The sequence below is a fragment of the Oscillibacter valericigenes genome (assembly GCF_021531435.1).
GTDB lineage: Bacteria > Bacillota > Clostridia > Oscillospirales > Oscillospiraceae > Oscillibacter > Oscillibacter valericigenes_B.
Genome location: NZ_JAFBIS010000008.1, coordinates 31,358 through 53,252, shown reverse-complemented (window position 1 = coordinate 53,252; position 21,895 = coordinate 31,358). Strand labels below are relative to the sequence as shown.

General features: G+C 61.6%; 22 protein-coding genes and 1 tRNA gene. 17 read left to right on the top strand and 6 right to left on the bottom strand.

The window, feature by feature from the left end; translation table 11 throughout:
* Positions 1-51: 51 nt before the first annotated feature.
* Positions 52-234, top strand: a complete 183-nt coding sequence (gene rpsU / locus JQM68_RS06105; protein WP_021750944.1) for a 30S ribosomal protein S21 — start codon at positions 52-54, stop codon at positions 232-234.
* Positions 235-272: 38 nt separating this feature from the next.
* Here rpsU and JQM68_RS06100 read toward each other — a convergent pair whose 3' ends face one another.
* Entirely contained in the window at positions 273-1,043 is a 771-nt protein-coding gene (locus JQM68_RS06100; RefSeq protein WP_235222106.1) for a hypothetical protein, read from the bottom strand.
* Between the two features lie 76 nt (positions 1,044-1,119).
* Here JQM68_RS06100 and JQM68_RS06095 point away from each other — a divergent pair, with 76 nt between their 5' ends.
* From JQM68_RS06095 to JQM68_RS06085, 3 genes are all read left to right on the top strand, one after another.
* Positions 1,120-1,632 (top strand): YqeG family HAD IIIA-type phosphatase, encoded by a 513-nt coding sequence (locus JQM68_RS06095; RefSeq protein WP_235222105.1) that lies wholly within the window; start codon positions 1,120-1,122, stop codon positions 1,630-1,632.
* A 144-nt stretch (positions 1,633-1,776) separates the two neighbouring features.
* Positions 1,777-2,346: an elongation factor P gene (gene efp, locus JQM68_RS06090; RefSeq protein WP_235222104.1), complete on the top strand. Its 570-nt coding sequence runs from the start codon at positions 1,777-1,779 to the stop codon at positions 2,344-2,346.
* A gap of 86 nt (positions 2,347-2,432) precedes the next feature.
* Entirely contained in the window at positions 2,433-2,861 is a 429-nt protein-coding gene (locus JQM68_RS06085) for a CD1247 N-terminal domain-containing protein (protein WP_235222103.1), read from the top strand.
* Between the two features lie 60 nt (positions 2,862-2,921).
* Here the strand turns inward: JQM68_RS06085 and JQM68_RS06080 are convergent, their stop codons facing one another.
* Complete coding sequence (locus tag JQM68_RS06080; RefSeq protein WP_235222102.1) at positions 2,922-3,935, bottom strand: HD domain-containing protein; 1,014 nt, start codon at positions 3,933-3,935, stop codon at positions 2,922-2,924.
* Complete coding sequence (locus tag JQM68_RS06075) at positions 3,935-4,774, bottom strand: acetate and sugar kinases/Hsc70/actin family protein (RefSeq protein WP_235222101.1); 840 nt, start codon at positions 4,772-4,774, stop codon at positions 3,935-3,937. Before JQM68_RS06075 ends, JQM68_RS06080 begins: the two co-directional genes overlap by 1 nt.
* A gap of 204 nt (positions 4,775-4,978) precedes the next feature.
* On the opposite strand from JQM68_RS06075, the gene JQM68_RS06070 reads away from it, so the two are divergent.
* The 5 genes from JQM68_RS06070 (at position 4,979) to JQM68_RS06050 (ending at position 11,430) form a co-directional block, all read left to right on the top strand.
* A complete protein-coding gene (locus JQM68_RS06070) occupies positions 4,979-6,427 on the top strand; it encodes a nicotinate phosphoribosyltransferase (RefSeq protein WP_235222100.1) in 1,449 nt (482 codons plus the stop codon).
* Between the two features lie 131 nt (positions 6,428-6,558).
* Positions 6,559-8,121: a cardiolipin synthase gene (cls, locus tag JQM68_RS06065; RefSeq protein WP_235222099.1), complete on the top strand. Its 1,563-nt coding sequence runs from the start codon at positions 6,559-6,561 to the stop codon at positions 8,119-8,121.
* A 230-nt stretch (positions 8,122-8,351) separates the two neighbouring features.
* The gene (locus tag JQM68_RS06060; RefSeq protein WP_235222098.1) at positions 8,352-9,221 is read left to right on the top strand and encodes a tRNA lysidine(34) synthetase; all 870 of its coding nucleotides are present in this window, start codon (positions 8,352-8,354) and stop codon (positions 9,219-9,221) included.
* An 11-nt stretch (positions 9,222-9,232) separates the two neighbouring features.
* Positions 9,233-11,269, top strand: coding sequence for a tetratricopeptide repeat protein (locus JQM68_RS06055; protein ID WP_235222097.1), 2,037 nt, complete (start codon positions 9,233-9,235; stop codon positions 11,267-11,269).
* Positions 11,270-11,356: 87 nt separating this feature from the next.
* Positions 11,357-11,430, top strand: a tRNA-Gln gene (locus JQM68_RS06050).
* A gap of 107 nt (positions 11,431-11,537) precedes the next feature.
* Here the strand turns inward: JQM68_RS06050 and JQM68_RS06045 are convergent.
* On the bottom strand, positions 11,538-12,365 hold the full coding sequence (locus tag JQM68_RS06045) for a TrmH family RNA methyltransferase (protein ID WP_235222096.1): 828 nt from the start codon (positions 12,363-12,365) through the stop codon (positions 11,538-11,540).
* A gap of 63 nt (positions 12,366-12,428) precedes the next feature.
* A complete protein-coding gene (locus JQM68_RS06040) occupies positions 12,429-13,247 on the bottom strand; it encodes a polysaccharide deacetylase family protein (RefSeq protein WP_235222095.1) in 819 nt (272 codons plus the stop codon).
* A gap of 142 nt (positions 13,248-13,389) precedes the next feature.
* Between JQM68_RS06040 and JQM68_RS06035 the strand changes: the two genes are divergently transcribed.
* The 8 genes from JQM68_RS06035 to JQM68_RS06000 all read left to right on the top strand — a co-directional run bounded on the left by JQM68_RS06035 (position 13,390) and on the right by JQM68_RS06000 (position 20,440).
* Positions 13,390-13,797, top strand: coding sequence for a ribonuclease Z (locus tag JQM68_RS06035; RefSeq protein WP_235222094.1), 408 nt, complete (start codon positions 13,390-13,392; stop codon positions 13,795-13,797).
* A 2-nt stretch (positions 13,798-13,799) separates the two neighbouring features.
* Positions 13,800-14,519 carry a DNA/RNA non-specific endonuclease gene (locus tag JQM68_RS06030; RefSeq protein ID WP_268821431.1) on the top strand — a complete coding sequence of 240 codons (720 nt, stop codon included), beginning with the start codon at positions 13,800-13,802 and terminating at the stop codon, positions 14,517-14,519.
* Positions 14,519-15,193, top strand: coding sequence for a 3'-5' exonuclease (locus JQM68_RS06025; RefSeq protein WP_235222093.1), 675 nt, complete (start codon positions 14,519-14,521; stop codon positions 15,191-15,193). Before JQM68_RS06030 ends, JQM68_RS06025 begins: the two co-directional genes overlap by 1 nt.
* Positions 15,194-15,462: 269 nt before the next feature.
* A complete protein-coding gene (locus JQM68_RS06020; RefSeq protein WP_235222092.1) occupies positions 15,463-17,037 on the top strand; it encodes an efflux RND transporter periplasmic adaptor subunit in 1,575 nt (524 codons plus the stop codon).
* 2 nt (positions 17,038-17,039) lie between these two features.
* Positions 17,040-17,765, top strand: coding sequence for an ABC transporter ATP-binding protein (locus tag JQM68_RS06015; protein ID WP_235222091.1), 726 nt, complete (start codon positions 17,040-17,042; stop codon positions 17,763-17,765).
* Positions 17,762-19,006 carry an ABC transporter permease gene (locus tag JQM68_RS06010; protein WP_235222090.1) on the top strand — a complete coding sequence of 415 codons (1,245 nt, stop codon included), beginning with the start codon at positions 17,762-17,764 and terminating at the stop codon, positions 19,004-19,006. The genes JQM68_RS06015 and JQM68_RS06010 overlap by 4 nt, the downstream gene beginning before the upstream one ends.
* A 121-nt stretch (positions 19,007-19,127) precedes the next feature.
* The gene (locus JQM68_RS06005) at positions 19,128-19,616 is read left to right on the top strand and encodes an RNA polymerase sigma factor (protein WP_235222089.1); all 489 of its coding nucleotides are present in this window, start codon (positions 19,128-19,130) and stop codon (positions 19,614-19,616) included.
* Positions 19,613-20,440 (top strand): RsiV family protein, encoded by an 828-nt coding sequence (locus JQM68_RS06000; RefSeq protein WP_235222088.1) that lies wholly within the window; start codon positions 19,613-19,615, stop codon positions 20,438-20,440. Before JQM68_RS06005 ends, JQM68_RS06000 begins: the two co-directional genes overlap by 4 nt.
* A gap of 68 nt (positions 20,441-20,508) precedes the next feature.
* Here the strand turns inward: JQM68_RS06000 and gdhA are convergent, their stop codons facing one another.
* Positions 20,509-21,858, bottom strand: coding sequence for an NADP-specific glutamate dehydrogenase (gene gdhA, locus JQM68_RS05995; RefSeq protein ID WP_235222087.1), 1,350 nt, complete (start codon positions 21,856-21,858; stop codon positions 20,509-20,511).
* Positions 21,859-21,895: the final 37 nt, after the last annotated feature.

Here is a 21,895-nt window from a genome sequence, read left to right as displayed (position 1 = left end):
CCTTAAAGTATCCTGGATTGAGCCGGATACCTCGGAGGGAGGGAAATATAGATGTCTGAAATTCATGTGAAGGACGGCGAGTCCATCGACAGCGCACTGAAGCGTTTTAAGCGTTCCTGCGCCAAGGCGGGCGTCATCGCCGAGGTCCGTAAGAGAGAGCATTATGAGAGCCCCAGCGTGAAGCGCCGCAAGAAGTCTGAGGCCGCTCGCAAGAACAAGAAGCGTTATTATTGATGCTGAAAAAGTGCTGTGCCGACAGGCACAGCACTTTTTTATTGCTTCCCCAGCTTGCCCATGATGTCCCTGACCTCCGGCCACATGAGAAACGCTGCGGAAAATCCCATGGACGCGCCCAGCTTCAGCTTTTGGTTCAGCGTCTCCGCGTCGTCGAACAGCACAAAGTGGAACTCGCCGCCCCGGGTGTAGGTGAAATACCGGGCGCACAGCTCCTGGGAGAAGAACACCGACGGCGACTCCCGCTCCATCAGCTTGCGGAACCGTTCTTCGTCCAGCGGTTCCCCCTCGCCGGAGCGGGCGGGCAGGCGGAAATCCATTCGCAGCCGCTGGACGTCCAGCGCCAGACGTCCCGCGCCGCCGTGGGCTTCGGCGGCATCCTGCAGCCGCTGGTTCAGGCTTCCGCCTGAAATGGCGGTGCAGATCAGGATGACGGTGCCGTCACCCGCGTTCTGGGCGTAACGCTCCGGCAGATACAGCGTTCGCCGCGCGGAGGCCAGCGCCGGCCCCAGCCGCTGGGCAAAGGCCAGCCGGTCCCGGCGGATGGGCTCCTCGAAGTCCAGCACCGCGCCGGTGTAGCCCCACCGCCCGCACTCCCGCTGCACCGCCGCGCACAGGGCGTCCGGGTCGCCGATCATCGGCGCCTCCCGGTCACTGACGGACAGCAGCCCGCCCCGGGTCTGGAGCGGCAGGCTTTGCCGCAGCAGGGTGGAGCCGGGGCCGATGCGGTAGGCCACATGGGCCAGTGTCCGGCCGTATTGGGCAGCCTCCCGGGCCTCGCCCGGCGTTACGGCCAGATAGAGCTGCACATCTCACGCCCCCTTGTATTGCCCCACGAAATCTGTTATGATGGACACAATACATTATGCACAGAAGGAGCCGCCTATGCCGTTTTCTCTCGTACCCCACCGCGTGTTCGGCTGTTACGCCGACATCACCCCGGATTACCTCACGGAGCAGGGGATCACCTTGCTGCTCAGCGACCTGGATTTCACTCTGGCCGCGAAAAAGACGCCCCGGCCGGATCAGCCCCTCCGGGACTGGATCGCGGATCTGGCGGCTCACGGCATCGGCTTTATGATCGTGTCTAATAACCGCTCCGGCAGGCGGGTGACGGAGTTCTGCGCGGACCTGGGCGTACCGTATCAGGGCCACGCCCGGAAACCCAGTCCCCGGGGCCTGTACGCCGCCATGGAGCGGGCGGGGGTGGACGCGGCCCACACCGCCATGCTGGGCGACAAGCTGCTGACGGATATGCTGGCCGCCAACCGGGCCGGGGTCCTGGCGCTGATGGTGGAGCCGGTGGGAGGCCCGGTCACCGCCTGGCAGAAAGTGCTCCACGCCCTGCAAGCGCCGTTCAAAGCGGCCAGCCGCCGCCATGCGGAGAAAATTGGATGAAAAAAACGGGGAAGTCGTGGAAAAATACTTGCAATCATGGGCAACATACGGTAAAATATCATCGGTAATTTTACTAGATATAGAATACAGAGAAAATGCCCTCCCGCAGGTCGTTTTCTCGTAGATTTGTGAGGAGGAAAAACTATGCCTACCATTACTGCCGGCGATTTCCGGAAGGGTATGATTTTCGAGATGGAAGGGAAGCCCATGGTGGTCGTGGACTTCCAGCACGTGAAGCCCGGCAAGGGCGCCGCGTTCGTCCGCACCAAGTACAAGAACGTCATCACCGGAACCATCCGTGAGGAGTCCTTCAACCCCACCGCCAAGTTCGAGCAGGGCGCTGTGGAGCGCAAGAACGCCGAGTACAGCTACAACGACGGCGACCTGTACTATTTCATGGACCCGGAGACCTTCGACATGACCCCGCTGAACAAGGACGTGCTGGGCGACGCCTTCCAGTTCGTCAAGGAGAACACCATGTGCACCCTGGTCAGCTACAAGGGCAGCGTGTTCACCGTGGAAGTCCCCAACTTCGTAGAGCTGGAGGTCACTGAGACCGAGCCCGGCGTGAAGGGCGATACCGCCACTAACGTCACCAAGAACGCCGTCCTGGAGACCGGCGCGCAGATCAAGGTGCCCCTGTTCATCAACGAGGGCGAGAAGATCCAGATCGACACCCGTACCGGCGAGTACCTGGGCCGCGTGAAGGAGTAAGACATAAAGGGGGGACTTCCGTCCCCCCTTTCTTCCCCCTTGGAAAGGGAACTACAACATTTTTTATCAAGAAAGGAGCAACCGCTATGGAAATCTCTGAGAAGGTCGCCTATCTGAAGGGCCTGGCCGAGGGCATGGAGCTGGACACCGAGAAGAAGGAGGGCAAGCTGCTCGCCGCTATCATCGATGTGCTGGAGGACATTGCTCTGGAGCTGGAGGACATCCAGGACGAGCAGGCGGAGCTGGCCGACGGCCTGGACGCCGTCAGCGATGACCTGGAGGATGTGGAAGACATCGTGTTCGAGGACTGGGACGACGAGGACGACGAGTACGAGGAAGACGAGCTGGACGAGGATGAGGAGTGCTACGCCACCACCTGCCCCACCTGCGAGGAGACCATCTACTTTGACGAGTCCATCCTAGAAGACGGCGAGGTCATCTGCCCCAACTGCGGCGAGAAGCTGGAGTTCGACCTGACCAGCCTGGACGAGGAACCCGAGGACGGCGAGGAATAATTCCCCGAGAATAGGAAACGCCCGGTGCCTGCGCACCGGGCGTTTTTATATGAGTTGGTATCATACAGGCCCCAGCCAGCTGTCAAAGCTGGTCTCACGAAATTCCTCCAGAGACTGCCGGAATTGGGGCGCCCACTGGGAAACCCGCCCCATTCCCACCGCCAGCGGGTCGATGCAGCGCAGCTTGGCAGGTATCTGGAGCCACTGGCCTTCCGCGGGGCGGCTGGGCCGGGATTCGATGTTTGTGTATCCCCGGTAACGCCGCCACAGCGGACCGCAGACCGCGTCCGCTTCCAGCCTGCGGATGACCTGGGGCTCCGTGCCGTACAGGTCCTCCGGGCCGATGACGTTCCGCTCCAGCGCCAGCCGCAGCAGCCGGGCCAGCACCTCCATGGAGAAGCGGTCCTCGTCCGCCACATAGATGCGGGCGGTGCCCAGGGCGTCCATGGCGAAACCGGCCGCTGTCTCCGGCGTGCGGAAAGCCAGCTCCGGCTGGCCATCCTCATTTTCCGCGACGGTCAGGTCCGCGTAATAAGACCGGGCCTTCTCAAAAGAGATCAGACCGTAGTTCCACAGGTTCCCAAGAGAGTATTCCAACCGGTCCGCCGACAGCCAGGGCGTGTCGTTGTCGGCGATGGGGTAGTCGTGGTAGTCCGCTACTTGAGAGACCGTCAACCCCTCCCGCTGTAAAATACGCCGGATTTCAGGGGAGCGGTCGATCAGCTCCGCTGTCCGAGCCTCCGTGGACTCCTGCCGCAGGTGGTCCCCGTTGAGGAAATCCACCACATGGGCAAAGACCGGGGTGGCGATGTCATGGAGCAGCCCCGCCGCTGCCTGGGCGGGGCTTTTGGTAAAGTGCCACACGATGAGCCCTACGCCCACGCTGTGGTCGAAGCGGGAATAGGGCGCCAGCTTTCGGAACCGGGGGAAGTCCGTGTATTCGCAGCCGCAGTTCATGCCCACGTTTCGCAGCCGCCGCATTTCCGGCGTTTCGGCCAGCTCCCGCAGAAAGGCAGGAAGATCGGGATGGTAGACCGGCCACAGGGCCTGCATGGCGCCCGCCCGGTTTTCCATCACTCCACCGCCTTTTTCTTCAGGCTGCACAGCCCCGCGCCGATGGCGGTGGCGAAGGTGGCGTTTTCGGGTACGATGTAGTGGATGCCGTAGAGCTTTTCAAAATTCTCAAAGTTGGGCTGCACCTGGTCCAGGGTGGTCATGGACCCGGTCAGCACCACAGTCCGGGTATCGCAGCACTGGCAGGCCAGCACCGTCATGGTGCCGATGGCCTGGAGCACCAGATTCACCGCCCCGGCGGCCAGGTCAGCGGGGGAGGCGTCCTCCGCCAGATTGCCGAAGTTGGCGGCGGTGAGGGTGGGGTCCAGCGTGGGAGCGGGGTGGCAGGTAATGTCGGCAATGGTCAGGTCCACCTGGCCCAAATCGCCGCCGGCGGCCAGCTTTTTGATCTGGCCGAACCGCTCCATGCCCACCAGCTTGCGGCACAGGCCGCCCAAGGTGCCGCCGCCGATGCCGCTGCCGCACAGGTGCCGCACGGTGCCGTCCTTTTCCGCCCACATGAAAGCGGTGCCGGTGCCCATAGTGACCACCACGGCCTTGTCCTGGCCGGAGAGCGCCAGCGCCCCGGTGCCGCTGGCGGAGAACTCGTCCACCTTGCAGGTGGGCAGGCCGTAAATGTCGCCCTCCACGTAGCTCGCGCCGACGCCGGTGAGGACGATCCGCCGCACATCTGTCAGGGTCAGTCCGTTGCTGGTGAGATAGTTGCCCAGGGCACCGTACAGGCTGGTCACCTGGTCATCCGCCCGCACCCGCAGCATAGAGACGATGCTCCCGTCGGTCCGGAGCCCCACGATTTTCGTGGTGGAGCCGCCGATGTCAATACCCAAAATCACATCCATGTGATGATCCCTCACTTTGAAAAGCGCCGGGGCGCTTTGATTCTCCCTCATCATAGGGGAGGGGAGCCGCCTTGTCAATCAGAATTGACAAATATTTGACGCGTTTTTTGAAAAACGATTGCTTTTCCGGGCAAAGCCGCTTATAATGCTTATAATCAAGCCAGGTGACAAGACACTTGCCCAACATGATACCGAGGTGTAGTTATGGATACGGAAAAGAAACTGAATATGACCATGCTCTGCGACTTTTACGAGCTGACCATGGGCAATGGGTATTTTCAGGCGGGCTATCAGGACCGGATCACATATTTTGATGTATTCTTCCGGGACGTCCCGGACAAGGGCGGCTTTGCCGTCTGCGCGGGCCTCAGCCAGCTCATTGATTACATAGAAAACCTCCATTTTGATGAGGAGGATATTGCGTACCTGCGGAGTAAGAATCTGTTTTCTGAGGAGTTTTTGAACTATCTCCGGAATTTCCATTTTTCCGGCGATATTTGGGCTATCCCGGAGGGCACACCCATTTTCCCCCGGGAGCCGGTGGTAACGGTCCGGGCCAAGGCTATCGAGGCCCAGCTCATTGAGACGTTCACACTGCTGACGGTGAACCACCAGAGCCTGATCGCCACCAAAGCCAACCGCATCTGCCGGGCGGCTCAGGGGCGGACGGTGCTGGAATTCGGATCCCGCCGGGCCCAGGGCACCGACGGCGCCATCTCCGGCGCCCGGGCGGCCTATATCGGCGGCTGCAAGGGCACGGCCTGCACCATCTCCGACCAGCTCTACGGCGTCCCCGCCGGCGGCACCATGGCCCACTCCTGGGTCCAGATGTTTGACAGCCAGTACGAGGCCTTTAAGACCTACTGCCAGATCTATCCCACCAACGCAACGCTCCTGGTGGATACTTATAACGTCCTGAAATCCGGCGTGCCCGACGCCATCCGGGCCTTCAACGAGGTGCTGAAGCCCCTGGGTATCACCAAGTGCGGCATCCGTCTGGACTCCGGTGACATCGCCTACCTCTCCCGGGAGGCCCGGAAGATGCTGGACGACGCGGGTTGGACCGAGTGCCAGATTTCCGCGTCTAACTCGCTGGACGAGTACATCATCCGGGACCTGCTGCAGCAGGGCGCCAAGATCGACATGTTCGGCGTCGGCGAGCGGATGATCACCGCCAGCAGCCAGCCGGTGTTCGGCGGCGTGTACAAGCTGGCCGCCGTGGAGGATGCCCAGGGCAACATCATTCCCAAGATCAAGGTCAGCGAGAACGTGGACAAGATCACGAATCCCCACTTCAAAAAGACCTACCGCATTTTCGATAAGGCTACCGGCAAGGCCGAAGCGGATTATATCGCCGTCTGGGACGAGACGGTGGATGAGACGCAGCCGCTGGAGCTGTTCGACCCCCGCGCTACCTGGAAGCGCAAGACCTACACGAATTTCGAGGCCCGGCCCCTTCAGGTACAGGTGTTCAAGGGCGGCCAGCTGGTCTACCAGCAGCCCTCCCTCCAGGAAATTCAGAAATACTGCGCGGAGCAGGTGGATACCCTGTGGGACGAGGTGAAGCGGTTCGAGAACCCCCATAAGTATTATGTCGACCTTAGCCAGAAGCTGTGGGACATCAAGCAGGAGCTCCTGCGCCAGCGCAGATAAGGCCCAGCGCCGCCGCGTTTGCGGCGGCGCTGTTTTTCCTCTCAACGAATTTACAGAATCATAGTTGAAGCATTCGCCCGTTTTGGTTATAATGATACCGGAAAGAGAGAAAGACCGGGAGGTGAAGAGCTGTGCATAAAAAGCTCCCCCATCCGCAGGAGCGGACAGAGCGGCGGATCTCCGCCGCGGCCAGCATCGGGATGTGCGTCCTGACGGTGTTGGCGCAGATCGCCACCACATTGCTGCTGACCTATTTCCTGCGGGAGAAAGCCAGCTATGTGTACAGCGTGCTGGAATTTATCGGCGCCATCATTGCCATCCGGGTCTACCAGCGTCCCGGCAGCCCCAGCTATAAGCTGGTGTGGATGTGCCTGCTGCTGGCGGTGCCGGTGGCCGGTATGATCCTGTTCTGCCTGTGGGGCGGCACCCATCAGGCCAAGCAGCTCAGCCTGCGGAAGGTCCCGCCCATCCCCCAGCGGGAGAGCCAGCGGATGGCCAGCGAGGCGAACCTCTCCCGGCTTACCCGGAAATCCCCGGCCTGGGGTCGGCTGGCGGCCTATCTGCAAAAACGGGGCTTTCTGCTGCACCGAAATACCGCCGCCCGGTATTTCGGGGACGGCGCCGCCTTTTTCGATGACCTCATTGCCCATCTCCGGCAGGCGGAGGTCTACATTTTCCTGGAATACTACATTCTGGCGGAGGGCCAGATCTGGGACCGCATTTTTGCGGTGCTGAAAGAGCGGGCCGCCGCCGGCGTGGAGATCCACATCATTTTTGACGATTTCGGCAACCTCACCCGGTTGTCTGACGCGACGCTCCAGACGATCCAGGACGCGGGCATTGAGGTGGAGGTGTTCAACCCCGTTCACCGTTATGTAAACCGCATTTATTTCAATTACCGGGACCACCGGAAGATCGCCGTCATCGACGGCCAGACGGCCTATACCGGCGGCATCAACATCGCGGATGAGTACGCTAACATCGTGGAGCGGTTCGGCCACTGGAAGGACAGCGGCGTCCGCATCGACGGCGAAGGCGCCTGGGGGTTTGCCGCCCAGTTTATGCAGATGTGGAAGATGATGGGCCGGACCTTTTCCAACGAGGATGACTACTACCGTCCCCGGCATGAGATGCCGGAGTGTCCCGGCTGGTGCCAGCCCTTCACCGACGGCCCCCTGAACAACCCGGACAACCCGGTGGAGGAGACGTACCTCCAGCTCATTTCCTCCGCCCAGAAAATGCTGTATATCACCACGCCCTATTACGCGGTGGAGGAGTCCATGCAGCAGGCGCTGTGTATCGCGGCGGACGCCGGGGCGGATGTGCGGCTGCTGGTGCCCGCCATCCCGGATAAGAAGTACGCCTACATGGTGGCGGAGACCTACTGGGGCGAGCTGCTGGCCCACGGCGTGAAGATTTACAAGTATGCCCCCGGCTTCGTCCACGCCAAGAGCGTGATGGTGGACCGGGAGGTGGCCCTGGTGGGCAGCACCAACATGGACTACCGGACCTTCCAGCTCCACTACGAATGCGCCGTGCTGATGTACCACATGCCGGTGGTGGAGGAACTGCTGGAGGACATGGACGATATGATGTCCAAGAGCAAGCAGTACACGCTGGAGGAGTGGAACAGCCGCTCCTGGATGCGGAAGATGTTTTCCTCCATTTTGCGGCTGGGGGCCATATTCCTATAATAAAGAGGGGACTGGCGTCCCCCCTTTAAGATTCCCCCCACCAGTGAATACGATTCACTGGTGAACGCGCCCAAGGCGCTTAGGTCAAAGTATTTTTGTCAGGCGCATGTCCTGACAAAAATGATTGAAATTGATTCTTTTGCCGGAGGCAAAAGAACCAGGGGCGTGCCCCTGGACCCCAGGGGGCGGCCATCGGCCGCCCATCATTTCTGAATGCACCGGAGGTTCCCATGTCCCGTGAACTGACGCCCCAGGAGATTGCCGAGCGCAGTCTCATCAAAACCTACCGCAAACAGCTCTGGAATCCGTTCATCGCCGCCGTGAAGCGGTATGAGCTGGTGTCCCCTGGGGACCGCATTGCCGTGTGTATCTCCGGCGGCAAGGACTCCGTGGTGCTGGCAAAGCTGATGCAGGAGCTGCAAAAGCACACGGACCAGCCCTTTGAGCTGACCTTTCTGGTGATGGACCCTGGCTATAACCCGGAGAACCGGGCGCTGATCGAGGAGAACGCCCGGACACTGGGCATCCCCATCACCATATTTGACAGCGATATTTTCGACGTCACGGTCCAGGTGGACAAAAACCCCTGCTACCTCTGCGCCCGGATGCGCCGGGGCTTTCTGTACGCCAAGGCCCGGGAGCTGGGCTGCAACAAGATCGCCCTGGGTCACCACTTTTCTGATGTGGTGGAGACGACCCTTCTGGGCCTGTTTTACGGCGCCCAGCTCCAGGCCATGCCTCCCAAGCTCCACAGCAAAAACTTCCCGGGCATGGAGCTGATACGGCCCCTGTACTGCGTCCATGAGGACGCCATCATCGCCTGGAAAAACTACAATCATCTGCGGTTCCTCCAGTGCGCCTGCCGGTTCACGGAGGAGCGGGACGCGGCGGAGGACGGCGTGGGGGAGAGCAAGCGGCAGGAGATGAAGCTGCTGCTGCGGGAGCTGAAAAAGACCAATCCCAACATTGAAAAGAGCATCTTCCGGGCCATCCACGGCGTCCAGCTGGATACGTTTCCCGGCTTTAAATACCGGGGCAAAGCCCATTCCTTCCTGGACTTCTACGATGACCCCGACCCACTGGGGGAGGATGACGCCTGACAGGAGAAAATATGGAGTATTACCGTTGTGAAAATCCGGACTGCGGCTTTGTGGCCGAAGCGGAGCCGGATTTTTGCCCCCGCTGCGGCGGAACGTTCTTCAACGCCGTGACGGAGGAGGAACTGACCGCGGCCAACTGGGTGTCCCTGGGCAATGATGCCGTGGATGATGCGCGCGGGACCGACGCCCTGGCCTGCTACCAGCGGGCCGTCGCCATGGATGACCCCCTGGGCCTGACGAATCTGGCCTGGTGCTTTGAGGCGGGGGTGGGCGTTCCGGCGGATCCCCGGCAGGCGGTGCTGCTGTACGCCCAGGCCGCGGCCCGGGATTACATACCGGCTCTGACGAATCTGGGCTACTGCTATGCCAACGGCATCGGCGTGGAACAGGATGACGCCAAAGCCGCGGAGTGCTTCCAAAAGGGCGCGGCGCAGGGCTTTCCCCGGGCCCAGTTCCTGCTGGGCGAGGCACACAGCCGGGGCGCGGGTGTGGAGCTGGATGACGCTGAGGCAGTGAAGTGGTACCGCTCCGCCGCCTGGCTGGGGTATCCGCCAGCGCAGACGGAGCTGGGCCGGTGCATGGAATTCGGCGCGGGCACTCCGAAGGACCTGGAGCAGGCGGTGCGATGGTACCGTGCCGCCGCGGAGCAGGGCCACGCTCCCGGCCAGTGCTGTCTGGGATTTTTGTATGAGATCGGCCAGGGCGTGGAGCAGAGCTGGGCGGATGCGGTCCGCTGGTACCGCGCGGCTGCGGAGCAGGGCTATCCCCGGGCGCAGTGCAATCTGGCCTGGTGCTATGAACACGGAAAAGGTGTGGAGAAGGATCTAAAGTCCGCTCTCTCCTGGTACCGCGCAGCGGCAGACCAGGGCTATCCCCGGGGGCTGTTTGCCGTTGCCCGGGCTTATGACTATGGCAATGGCGTGGAGCAGGACCAGGCGGAGGCCTGCCGCTGGTATCAAAAGGCGGTGGACGCCGGTTCCGCCGCGGCCATGTGCGATTTGGGCGTCTGCTACGAGCGGGGAGAGGGCGTCCCCCGGGACTATGAGAAGGCGGCGAAATTGTACCGCCGTGCGGCCGACGCCGGTAATCTGGCGGGCCAGTGCAACCTGGGCTACCTGTACGAGTGCGGCCGGGGCGTGGAACAGAGCTGGGAAGAGGCGGCGAAGTGGTACCGTGCCGCCGCGGTGAAGGGATTCGCCCGGGCGCAGTGCAACCTGGCCTGGTGCTATGAGCACGGCAAAGGCGTGGAGCGGAATCTGAAGCGGGCTGCCCATTGGTATCGCCAGGCGGCGGACCAGGAGGACCCCCGGGGCATGTACTGCATGGGGGTCTGCTGCAAGCGTGGCCGCGGCGTGGAGCAGGATTGGGCGGAGGCCGTCCGCTGGTATGAGAAAGCGGCGGACGCTGGCTATGCCGCCGCCCAGTGCAACCTGGGTGTGTGCTATGAGCACGGCGAGGGCGTGGAAGAAGACCTCTGCAAAGCGGCGGAGCTGTACCGTGCGGCGGCGGAGCAGGGCGACCCGGCGGGCCAGTGCAACTTAGGCTACCTGTATGAGAGCGGGAAAGGCGTGCCCCAGAGCTGGGAGGAAGCCGCCAAGTGGTACAAAGTGTCCGCCGATGCCGGCTACGCCCGTGCCCGGTGCAACTTGGGCGTGTGCTGTGAATTTGGCCACGGCGTGGAAAAAAACGTGAAAAAGGCCGCGGAACTATACCGCCAGGCGGCGGAGCAGGGCGACCGGACGGGCCAGTGCAACCTGGGCTACCTGTACGAGACCGGCGTGGGCGTGACCAAGAGCTGGAAGGAGGCTGTGCTTTGGTACCGGAAGGCGGCGGAGCACGAACTGCCCCGCGCCCAGTACAATTTGGCCTGGTGCTATGAAAATGGCCGTGGCGTGGAGAAGGACAGAGACCGGGCGCTGGAGCTGTACCGCAAAGCGGCGGAACAGGACTATGCGGACGCTCAAAAAGCGTTGGCCCGACTGTCCTGCAGCGGCCGGGAGAAAAAAAGCGGATTCTTCAAAGGATTTTTCGGTGGCCGAAAGGGGTAAAAAAAGTCAAAAAGAATTTCAGAAATCCCCTTGACAAAAAAACGAATTTCTGTATAATAATATCTGTTCGCTGCGGCGGACAGGTATAGCGGGTTTGTGTAAAGGTAGCACAGCAGACTCTGACTCTGTATGTGAGGGTTCGAATCCTTCACCCGCTGCCAGATGAAAAACCTCGGAACCACAATGGTTCCGAGGTTTTTTCTTGCATTTCAATGGATTGGCGGTTTTCTGAGGGCCCTTTTTTCATAAATAATATCAGAAAACCTCGCTACCACGCCCGCAGCTCCCAGAAAGCGACGGCGCTGGCCGCCGCCACATTCAGAGAGTCCACCTGGTGGGCCATGGGGATACGGACGGTGTAATCGCATTCGGCGATGGTGCGCTCCGCCAGGCCGTCGCCCTCGGTGCCCAGTACGATAGCCAGCTTCTCTTCCGCCGCCAGGTGGGGATCGTCGATGCTGACGGAGTCGTCACTCAAAGCCATGGCGGCGGTCTGGAACCCCAGCTTCCGCAGCCGTTCCAGTCCCGGCTCCGGCCATTCCGACGGTTCGCTGCCGATGCGGGTCCAGGGCACCTGGAACACGGTGCCCATGCTGACCCGGACCGCCCGGCGGTACAGCGGGTCGCCGCAGGTGGGCGTGACCAGCACGGCGTCGATGTTCAGCGCGGCGGCGGAGCGGAAGATAGCGCCAACGTTGGTGGAGTCCACGATCCCCTCCAGCACCGCCACCCGGCGGGCGTTTGCGCAGACGTCTTCCACGGAGGGCAGGGGCGGGCGGCGCATAGCGCACAGCACACCCCGGGTCAGGGCGTAGCCGGTGAGACCCTCCAGAATTTCCCGGCTGGCGGTGTAGACGGGGATTCCTTCGCAGCGGGCGATAATGTCCCGGCCCTGCCCGTCGATATGCCTGGGCTCCATCAGCAGCGACACCGGCTCATACCCTGCGTCCAGAGCCCGTCCGATGACCTTGGGGCTCTCCGCGATGAAAACGCCCTTTTCAGGCTCCAGCCGGTTTCGCAGCTGAGCCTCCGTCAGGCGGGCAAAAACGTCCAGCTCCGGCGCCGCGATGTCCGTGATTTTGATGATGTTCGGCATACGATCTCTCCAGTCGGAAAAGTTTTCACGATGGAGACATTATAGCCCTGGGTCACGGCGCTGTCAAACCTCCGGCAGCTCGTCCAGGGAGGCAAAGGTGAACCCCATGCCCTCCCACTTGGTCAGCAAGTCGTCCAGGATTTCCGCGTTGGTTTTGGAGGTGGAGTGGAGCAGGACGATGGCGCCGCCGTGGATGCGGGGCAGCAGTTTGGCGTAGGCCTGTTCCGCCGTGGGCTGGTTGTCCACATACCAGTCCACATAGGCCAGGCTCCAGAAGATGGTCTTGTACCCCAGCGCCTGGGCCTGCTTCAGGTTCTCCACGCTGTATTTTCCCTGGGGCGGACGGTAGTACATCGGCAGGTCCTCGCCCACCGTCTCCTTGTATAGCGCCGCCAGAGATTCCAGCTCTTTCTGGAAAGCCGCCTGATCACTAATGGCCGACATATCCGGGTGGTGGTAGGTGTGGTTGCCCACGATGTGCCCCTCCGCCGCCATCCGGCGAATGATGTCCGGCGCGGTCTCAATCATATTTCCCACCACGAAGAAGGCGGCGGGGGCGTTGTGCTTTTTCAGCGTGTCCAGAATGGATTCCGTGTATCCGTTCTCATACCCGCAGTCAAAGGTGAGATAGATGACCTTTTGGGAGGTGTCCCCCAGGTAGTAGGCGTCGTACTGGGCCAGATCCTCCACCGTGGCATTGCCCACCGGGGACTGCCCCTCGTTGGGGAAGGACAGTCCCCAATTGGCGGCGGATGCGGGGATGGCGGCGGAGGCGGACGCGGCCTCGGACCGGGACGTCACCCGGCGCTGGACGTACAGCGCCCCCGCCAGAAACAGGCAGGGAAGAAGCAGCATCAGGGAATTGCGGAGCAAACGGCGCATGAAAAGACCTCCTGTCAGCAGTGATGCCACCAGTTTGCCCGAAAATCCAGGAATTATTATTGTTATGTAAACCTTGCAAAGGCTGTCGAAATCTGGTATGATAAACGCCGGACGTGACACAAGACCGAGAGGAGATGACGCGATGATCGCCGCTGTCTGTATTGATGACCGGAACGGCCTGTTGTTCAACCGCCGGCGGCTCAGCCGGGACCGTGCCCAGCAGGAGGACCTGCTGGCCCTGTGCGGTAAAAAGCCGCTGTGGTTGGCGCCTTATTCCGCGCCCCTGTTCGACTGGGCACCGGAGCGGGTGCGGGTGGAAGAGAAGTTTCTGGAACAGGCCGCCCCCGGAGACATCTGCTTTGTGGAGGACCGCCAGCTCCCGGCGGAGAAGCTGGAGGGCCTCATCCTCTACCGCTGGAACCGGGCCTATCCGTCGGACGTGCGATTGGAGCTGGACCTGTCCCGGTTTGCGCTGACGGAGCGGGCAGAGTTTTCCGGCACCTCCCATGAGACCATCACCCGGGAACGGTATACGAGAAAAGAGGACTGACCATGGCAAAGCAACAGACGAAAACCATCCATTTGACCGTGAAGCAGGCGCTGCTGGTGGTCGTGCTGCTCATCGTGGTGAGTGCGGTACGCTGGTATCTGACGCCCCCGGCGGAGACCTATTCCATGGAGAATATCCCGCCCTATGACGGTACGCCCTACGTGGTCCTCAACGACAACCAGCCCTCCTTCACCGAAGAGGACATGACGGATGTCTCCTACGAGTTTTACAGCGACCTGGACGAGCTGGGCCGCTGCGGTGTGACGGAGGCCTGCATCGGCCGGGACCTGATGCCCACGGAGAAGCGGGGGGACATCAGCTCCGTGAAGCCCACCGGCTGGGTGCAGAACCAGTACGACTTTGTGGACGGCAAGTCCCTGTGGAATCGCTGCCACCTGATCGGCTTCCAGCTGGCGGGAGAGAACGCCAACGAGTGCAACCTCATCACCGGCACCCGCTACCTGAACGTGGAGGGGATGCTGCCCTTTGAGAACCTGGTGGCGGACTATGTGAAAGAAACGGACAACCACGTTCTCTACCGGGTGACCCCGGCCTTCCAGGGCACGGAGCTGGTGGCCCGGGGCGTTCAGATGGAGGCGTACTCCGTGGAGGACAGCGGCGACGGCGTCTGCTTCAACGTGTTCTGTTACAACGTTCAGCCCGGTGTGGAGATCGACTACGCCACCGGCGACAACTGGCTGGCGGAGGAGGCTGCTGCCTGATGGAAAGCCTTTGGAAACAGTTTGACCGTCTGGTGGTGTTCGACACGGAGACCACCGGCATCGAGTTTGGCAGGGACGCCATCATCGAGCTGGGGGCCGTGTCTCTGGAGGAAGGCGGGGAGACCGGCAGCATGGACCGGCTCATCCGCCTGCCGGAAGGGAAATCCCTGCCGCCCTTCATCACGGACCTGACAGGCATCACGGATGAACAGCTTCAAAGCGAGGGCGTGGCACCGCGGGAGGCCGCCGGGGATTTCTGCGCCCTTCTGGAGGGGGCGGAGCGGCCCCTGCTGGTGGCCTATAACGCCCAGTTCGATTTGAATTTTCTCTTTTGGTTTCTCCGGCCCTTCGGCCTGGTGGAGGTGCTGAAAAAGCCCCGGTTTCTGGACGCCCTGACAGTCTACCGGGACCGCCGGGACTATCCCCACAAGCTCTGCAACGCCATCGAGACCTATGGCCTGACGGACGCGGTCAACAGCCACCGGGCGGTGGACGACGCCCGGGCCACGGTCCAACTGCTGGAGGCTATGGCGGCGGAGCGGGACGACCTGGCACAGTACATCGACCTTTTCGGCACCCACCCCAAATACGGCGTCTCCGGCCGGAAGATCTCCTCTGTGACCTACCGTTCCCAGCCCTATCAGCGGACAGTTCCCCTTTATGAATTAAAATAATGCTGAAAAAACATGGACGGCATTTGCCGCCCGTGTTTTTTCATATATCACAAGATTTCTCTTGACCTTCCATTGGGTGGAAGGTGTATCCTCAGCCCGTACCAAAAAAATTTCCAGCTTTCACCTTGACAAACGGCAAAATTGTGCTATTGTACTAATTGACTAAGACAATGGGCAAAGAAAAATGATAGGGCCTGAAGAAAACGGCTGCGCCGTACCGTTATAGAAAGCGGAAGAACAGCCGTCAGGCCGGAATAAGGAGAACTTGTATGAATGAGATCATGGATCAGGAGGAGCAGTTCCTCCCGGAGAAGAAGCAAAGAAGATTCCATCTCGGCAAGAAGGGCCGGGTCTTTGTGGTGCTGCTGGCCGTGGTGGTTTTGGCTACTTCGGTGCTGCCCCGGCTGGGGGGCGGCACCGAAGCGGCGGAGACGTCCTACACGGTGGAGCAGGTGGTCCGCCGGGACCTGTCGGTATCGGTCAGCGGTTCCGCCACGCTGGAGCCCGCGGACTCCTACCAGGTGAATACCCTGATCTCCGGGGCCATTCTCAGCGCCCCCTTTGAGGAGGACGATCTGGTGGAGGAGGGCGCGCTGCTTTACGAGCTGGACAGCGGCGACGCCCGGAATTCCGTCAGCCGGGCGGGACTCTCCGTGCAGCAGGCCCAGTTGAGCTATGACCAGGCCAAAGAGACCCGGCGCCCCACGGCCCCCATCAGCGGCACCATCAGCGAGGTCTATGTCCACAACGGCGACGACGTCACCGCCGGCGCCGCCCTTGCGAAGATCGTCGCCAGCATGGACCTGTCCATTGACTTTTTGTTCCCCTATGTGGCCCCGTCCGAGTTTTACGTGGGCCAGAAGGCCACGGTGTTCGTGGGCAGCTTCGTGGAACCGGTGAGCGGCACCGTCACAGCGGTGTCCAACAGTACCGCCGTCACCAGCAACGGCATGGAGGGCAGCAGCGTCCGGGTGAAGGTGGAGAACCCCGGCGTCCTGTCCGACGCCTATACCGCCTCCGCTGTCATCGGCAGCTACACCAGCTATGGCAGCGCCGCCATCAATATGCCCGCCGCCGCCACGGTCTACGCCGCCGGCAGCGGTTCCGTCAGCGGCTTTGACAAGCTGATGGGCAGCACCGTCACCAAGGGCGAGGTCCTCTGCACGGTGGACTCCGCTGCCATCCGGGACCAGATCGAAACCGCCCGGCTGACACTGGAGAGCGCCAATCTGTCCGCCTCCTCCGCCAGCGGCAGCCTGGATGACTACAAGATCACCTCTCCCATCTCCGGCACGGTCATTGAGAAGAACTTCAAGGCCGGGGACAAGGTGGACGGCTCCGCCAGCGGCACCCTGGCTGTTATCTACGACCTGAGCTGCCTGAAAATGCAGATGAACGTCAACGAGCTGGACATCGGCAAGGTGAAGGCGGGCCAGACGGTGGACATCACCGCCGCCGCTCTGCCCGGTGAGGCCTACACCGGCACCGTGGAGCGGGTCAGCGTCAACGGCACCACCAAGGACGGCTTCACGACCTATCCCGTCACCATTGCCATTCCGGAGTTCGGCGGCCTGATGCCGGGGATGAACGTCTCCGCCTCCATCCGGTGTGACACGGCGGAGGACGTCCTCACCGTGCCCGTGGCCGCTGTGGACCGGGGCGGCACGGTGCTGGTTGCTCCCGCGGAAGCCCTGGGAGAGGACGGTTCTTTGGCAGACCCCTCCAGACTGGAAGAACGCGCCGTCATTTTGGGCCGCAGCGATGACGCCTACATTGAGATCACCTCCGGCCTGACGGAGGAAGACCGGGTGGCGTACCAGGCCGCTCCCGTCCCGGAGGGCTGACCATGGCGCATCTCATTGAACTGAAAGACGTATACAAGATTTATCCCATGGGCGGCGAGGCCGTCCACGCCCTGGACGGCGTCAGCCTGACCATTGACCGGGGCGAGTTCGTGGCCATCGTGGGTCAGTCCGGCTCCGGCAAATCCACTGCCATGAACATCATCGGTTGTCTGGATGTGCCCACCTCCGGCACCTACCGCCTGGGCGGTGTGGACGTGTCCACCATGGATGACGACCGGCAGGCGGAAATTCGCAACAAAATGCTTGGCTTCGTGTTCCAGCAGTATAACCTCATTCCCAAGCTGACAGTCCTGGAAAATGTGGAACTGCCCCTGCTGTACGCCGGTATTTCCGGCCAGGAGCGCCGGGAGCGGGCTGTGCAGGCCCTGGACCGGGTGGGCCTGGCGGATAAACAGAAGCACCTGCCCAACCAGCTCTCCGGCGGCCAGCAGCAGCGGGTGTCCATTGCCCGGGCGCTGGCGGGGAAGCCCTCGGTCATCCTGGCGGACGAACCCACTGGCGCTCTGGACTCCCGGACGGGCCGGGAGGTGCTGGAGTTTCTGCAGAAGCTCAACGAGGAGGGGGATACCGTGGTCCTCATCACCCATGACAATGCCATCGCCCGAAAGGCCAGGCGCATCGTCCGCCTTCAGGACGGCCGCATCATCTATGACGGCGACGCCGCCGCTCCCCAGGCGGTGGTGCGGGCCGAGGAGGAGCAGGTATGAATGTCACCCAATCCTTCAAGCTGGCGCTGAAGTCCCTGCGGACCAGTAAAATGCGGGCATTTCTCACCATGCTGGGTATTGTCATCGGCGTGGCGTCGGTCATTATCATCATCTCCCTGGGCAACGGCCTGACGGGTATGGTGGAGCAGCAGGTGCAGAAGCTGGGCGTCACCCAGGTGATGTTTTACACCTGGGGCCGGGGCGACGGCAGCACCATGGAGCTGGACAGCCAGGAAGTCATGGACTTCATTGACAGTCACCCGGAGACATTCAGCGGCGTGACCCCCTGGGTCAGCGGCGGCCAGGGTGTGCGGCAGGGGAGCAACGAGTTCAAAAAGACCGGCATCTACGGTGTCAGCGAGGCTATGTACCGGCCGGAGAACGGAACTACCCTGGATGGAGAGCCACTGGCAAAGGGACGGTATCTGCAATACGTGGATGTGACCCAGCGAAAGAACGTCTGTGTCATCGGGGCTTACCTGGAGCAGGAGGCTTTCCGGGGGGACGCCCTGGGAAACACGCTCTATATCGGCGGCGTGCCCTATACCGTCATCGGCGTAATGCAGCGGCAGCAGACCACGATGACCGAAGGCAGCTCTGATGACCGGGTCTACATCCCCTATGAAAACGCCATGGCACTCTCCGGCAGCCGCACCGTGACCCTGTATCAGGCCACGGCGGTCTCCCGGGACACGGTGGGCCAGGCCAAGGCCCTGCTGAACGATATGCTGTGGAATTTCTATCAGGATGAAGACGCCTATTACATCGAGACGATGCTGGACCAGGTGAACCTGATCAACGCCATGATGGGCGTCGCCATGGCGGTTCTCATTGCCATCGCCGCCATTTCCCTGCTGGTGGGCGGCATCGGCATCATGAACATCATGCTGGTGTCCGTCACGGAGCGCACCCGGGAGATCGGCATCCGCAAGTCCCTGGGCGCCAAACGCCGGGACATCCGCCGCCAGTTCATCATCGAGGCCGGCACCACCTCCGCCCTCGGCGGCCTGGTGGGTATTCTCTTCGGCTATCTGATGGCGGTGGCTGTGGGCTCCCTCTTCGGCGGGATGCTGGTGGAGTCCCTGGGAGCGGCCAGCGGCGTCACCTTCAACGCCACGCCCACTCTGGGGGCCATTCTGGTCAGTTTCGGCGTCAGCGTGGGCATCGGGATGCTGTTCGGCTACCTCCCCGCCAACAAAGCGGCCAAGCTGAATCCCATTGACGCTCTGCGGTACGAATAAGATGCAAGCAGGGGATACCGTTTCAACGGCATCCCCTGCTGAAATTTTCCCCTTTCCGCGCAAACTTTTTTCCCCGGTTCTCCGTCTAACAGACAGAACGAACAGAAAGGACCATGCCAACGTGTCACATATCCGGGAAACACAACTGACAACGTATCTTGTGGAAAATCAGGCGCGGTTTTACCGTCTGGCATACAGCTATCTGCATAACAGGGAAGACGCTTTGGACGCGGTACAGGCCGCTGTCTGCAAAGCACTGGAGAAACAGGACAGCTTGAAGGATGCGGACGCCATGCGCACCTGGTTTTACCGCATTTTGGTCAACGTGTGTACAGACCAGCTCCGCGGCCGGAAGCGGGAGGCTCTGGCGGCGCCGGAGGATTTGGACCCCGGCAGCTACGAGGACCCGCTTCCGGGGGATGATGCCCTGGCCCGCAGGGTGGAAGCCCTGCCGCCGGAACTGCGGACGGTCATCGAGCTGCGGTTTTACGAGGAGCTGCCGCTGAAAGAGATCAGCGCGGTTCTGGGCTGTCCTCTCAGCACGGTCAAGACGCGGCTGTACACCGGATTGAAAAAACTACGTGTCTCACTGGAAGGAGAAGAGGTATGAACGAATTCAAGGAAGCGAAACAGGTATATGAGGAGACGCCTATTCCCGCCGAGCTGGACCAGCGGGTCCGGGCGGGCATCCGGCAGGGAAAGGCCAAGCGTGCCCGCCGGGCCTGGGGACGGCGGCTGGGCACCGTGGCCGCCTGCTTTGCGGTGGTCGTGGGTGCGCTGAACCTGTCGCCCACCATGGCGTCCGCCGCCGCCGACATTCCGGTGCTGGGCGGACTGTTCCAGATCCTCACCGTCCGCAGCTATACGGATGAAAACGCGGACCGCACGCTGGAGGTGGAGCAGCCCGCCGTGACTGGCTCGGATTTCGCCGACGCCGTCAGCGCGGAAATCCAGGAGCGGGTGGACGCCAAGACCGCCGAAGGCGAGCAGCTTGTGGCAGAGTACAAGGACGCGTTCCTGGCCACCGGCGGTTCCCAGGAGGAATGGGAGCAGCACGATATCACCGTCAGCGTCTCTTATGACATCAAGTCCCAGACCGATACCGTGGTCTCTTTCCTGGTGGAGTCCAATGTGTCGTTTTCCAACGCCTATTGGGAGCGGACCTATTATAACCTGGACCTGGCGGCGGACAAGGATCTGACTCTCCGGGACCTGCTGGGCGAGGACTGGGTGACCATCTGCAACGACAGCATCCGGACCCAGATGGCCGCGGACCCCTCCGTGTACTTTGATGAAAGCATGGGCGGCTTCACCACCGTGGATGAGACCACCAGCTTTTATATCGCCCAGGCCGGAAACCCCGTGGTGGTGTTCCCGCCCTATGCGGTAGCCCCCGGTGTCATGGGGTATGTGGAATTTGAGATCAGCCGGTAATATGATACAAAAGGACCCGAACCATCCGGTTCGGGTCCTTTTGTATATATAGAGAGGGGAGGGTAAACTCAAATCAGGCCCTGGGCCAGCATGACGTCGGCCACCTTCTTGAAACCGGCGATGTTGGCGCCCACCACCAGGTCGCCGGGGACGCCGCACTCCACGGAGGCGTTGAAGATGTTGTGGAAGATGTTGGTCATAATGTCCTTCAGCTTGGCGTCCACTTCCTCGAAGGTCCAGGAGTAGCGCATGGAGTTCTGGCTCATTTCGAGACCGCTGGTGGCCACGCCGCCGGCATTGGCTGCCTTGGCGGGGGCGAACAGGAGTCCGGCCTCCTGGAACACATGAATCGCCTCGGGACGGCAGGGCATATTGGCGCCTTCGGCCACGGCCATAGCGCCGTTCTTCACGATGATCTTGGCGATCTCGCCGTCGATCTCGTTCTGGGTGGCGCAGGGCAGGGCGATGTCGCAGGGCACGTTCCAGATGTTGCGGAAGCCCTCGGTGTAGGTGCTGCCGGGGACCCGCTCGGCGTATTCCTTGATACGGCCGCGGTGACCCAGCTTGATGTCCTTCACCACGTCCAGGTCAATGCCGTTGGGATCGTGGATATAGCCGTTGGAATCGCTCATGGCCACGACCTTGCCGCCCAGCTGGGTGGCCTTCTGGCAGGCAAAGATGGCCACGTTGCCGGAGCCGGAGATGACCACGGTCTTGCCTTCGAAGCTGTCCTTGCGCATGCACTTGAGCATTTCCTCGGTCAGGTAGCACAGGCCGTAGCCGGTGGCCTCGGTACGCACCAGGGAGCCGCCGAATTCCAGGCCCTTGCCGGTGAGGACGCCGGCGTCGTAGCTGCCGCGGATGCGGCGGTACTGGCCGAACAGATAGCCGATCTCACGGGCGCCCACGCCGATGTCGCCGGCGGGCACGTCCACGAACTGGCCGATGTGACGGTTCAGCTCGGTCATAAAGCTCTGGCAGAAGCGCATGACCTCGCCGTCACTCTTGCCCTTGGGGTCGAAGTCGCTGCCGCCCTTGGCACCGCCCATGGGCAGGCCGGTGAGACTGTTCTTCAGGATCTGCTCAAAGCCCAGGAATTTCAGAATAGACATATTGACAGTGGGATGGAACCGCAGGCCGCCCTTGTAGGGACCGATGGCGGAGCTGAACTGGATGCGGTAGCCGCGGTTGACATGGACCGCGCCCTTGTCATCGATCCAGGGCACCCGGAAGCAGATCATGCGCTCCGGCTCCACGAAGGTCTCAATGATGCCCTTCTGTTCATACTCAGGATGCTGTTCCACGATGAGGTCCAGGCTCTCCAGGACCTCCAGCACGGCCTGATGGAATTCCTTCTGATCCGGGTCCCGGGTGACGACCTGGGTATATACCCGCTGCAAATACTCGCTCTTCAACATGATTCGTATGCCCCTTTTTCTTTCTTTTGGTGTTTAG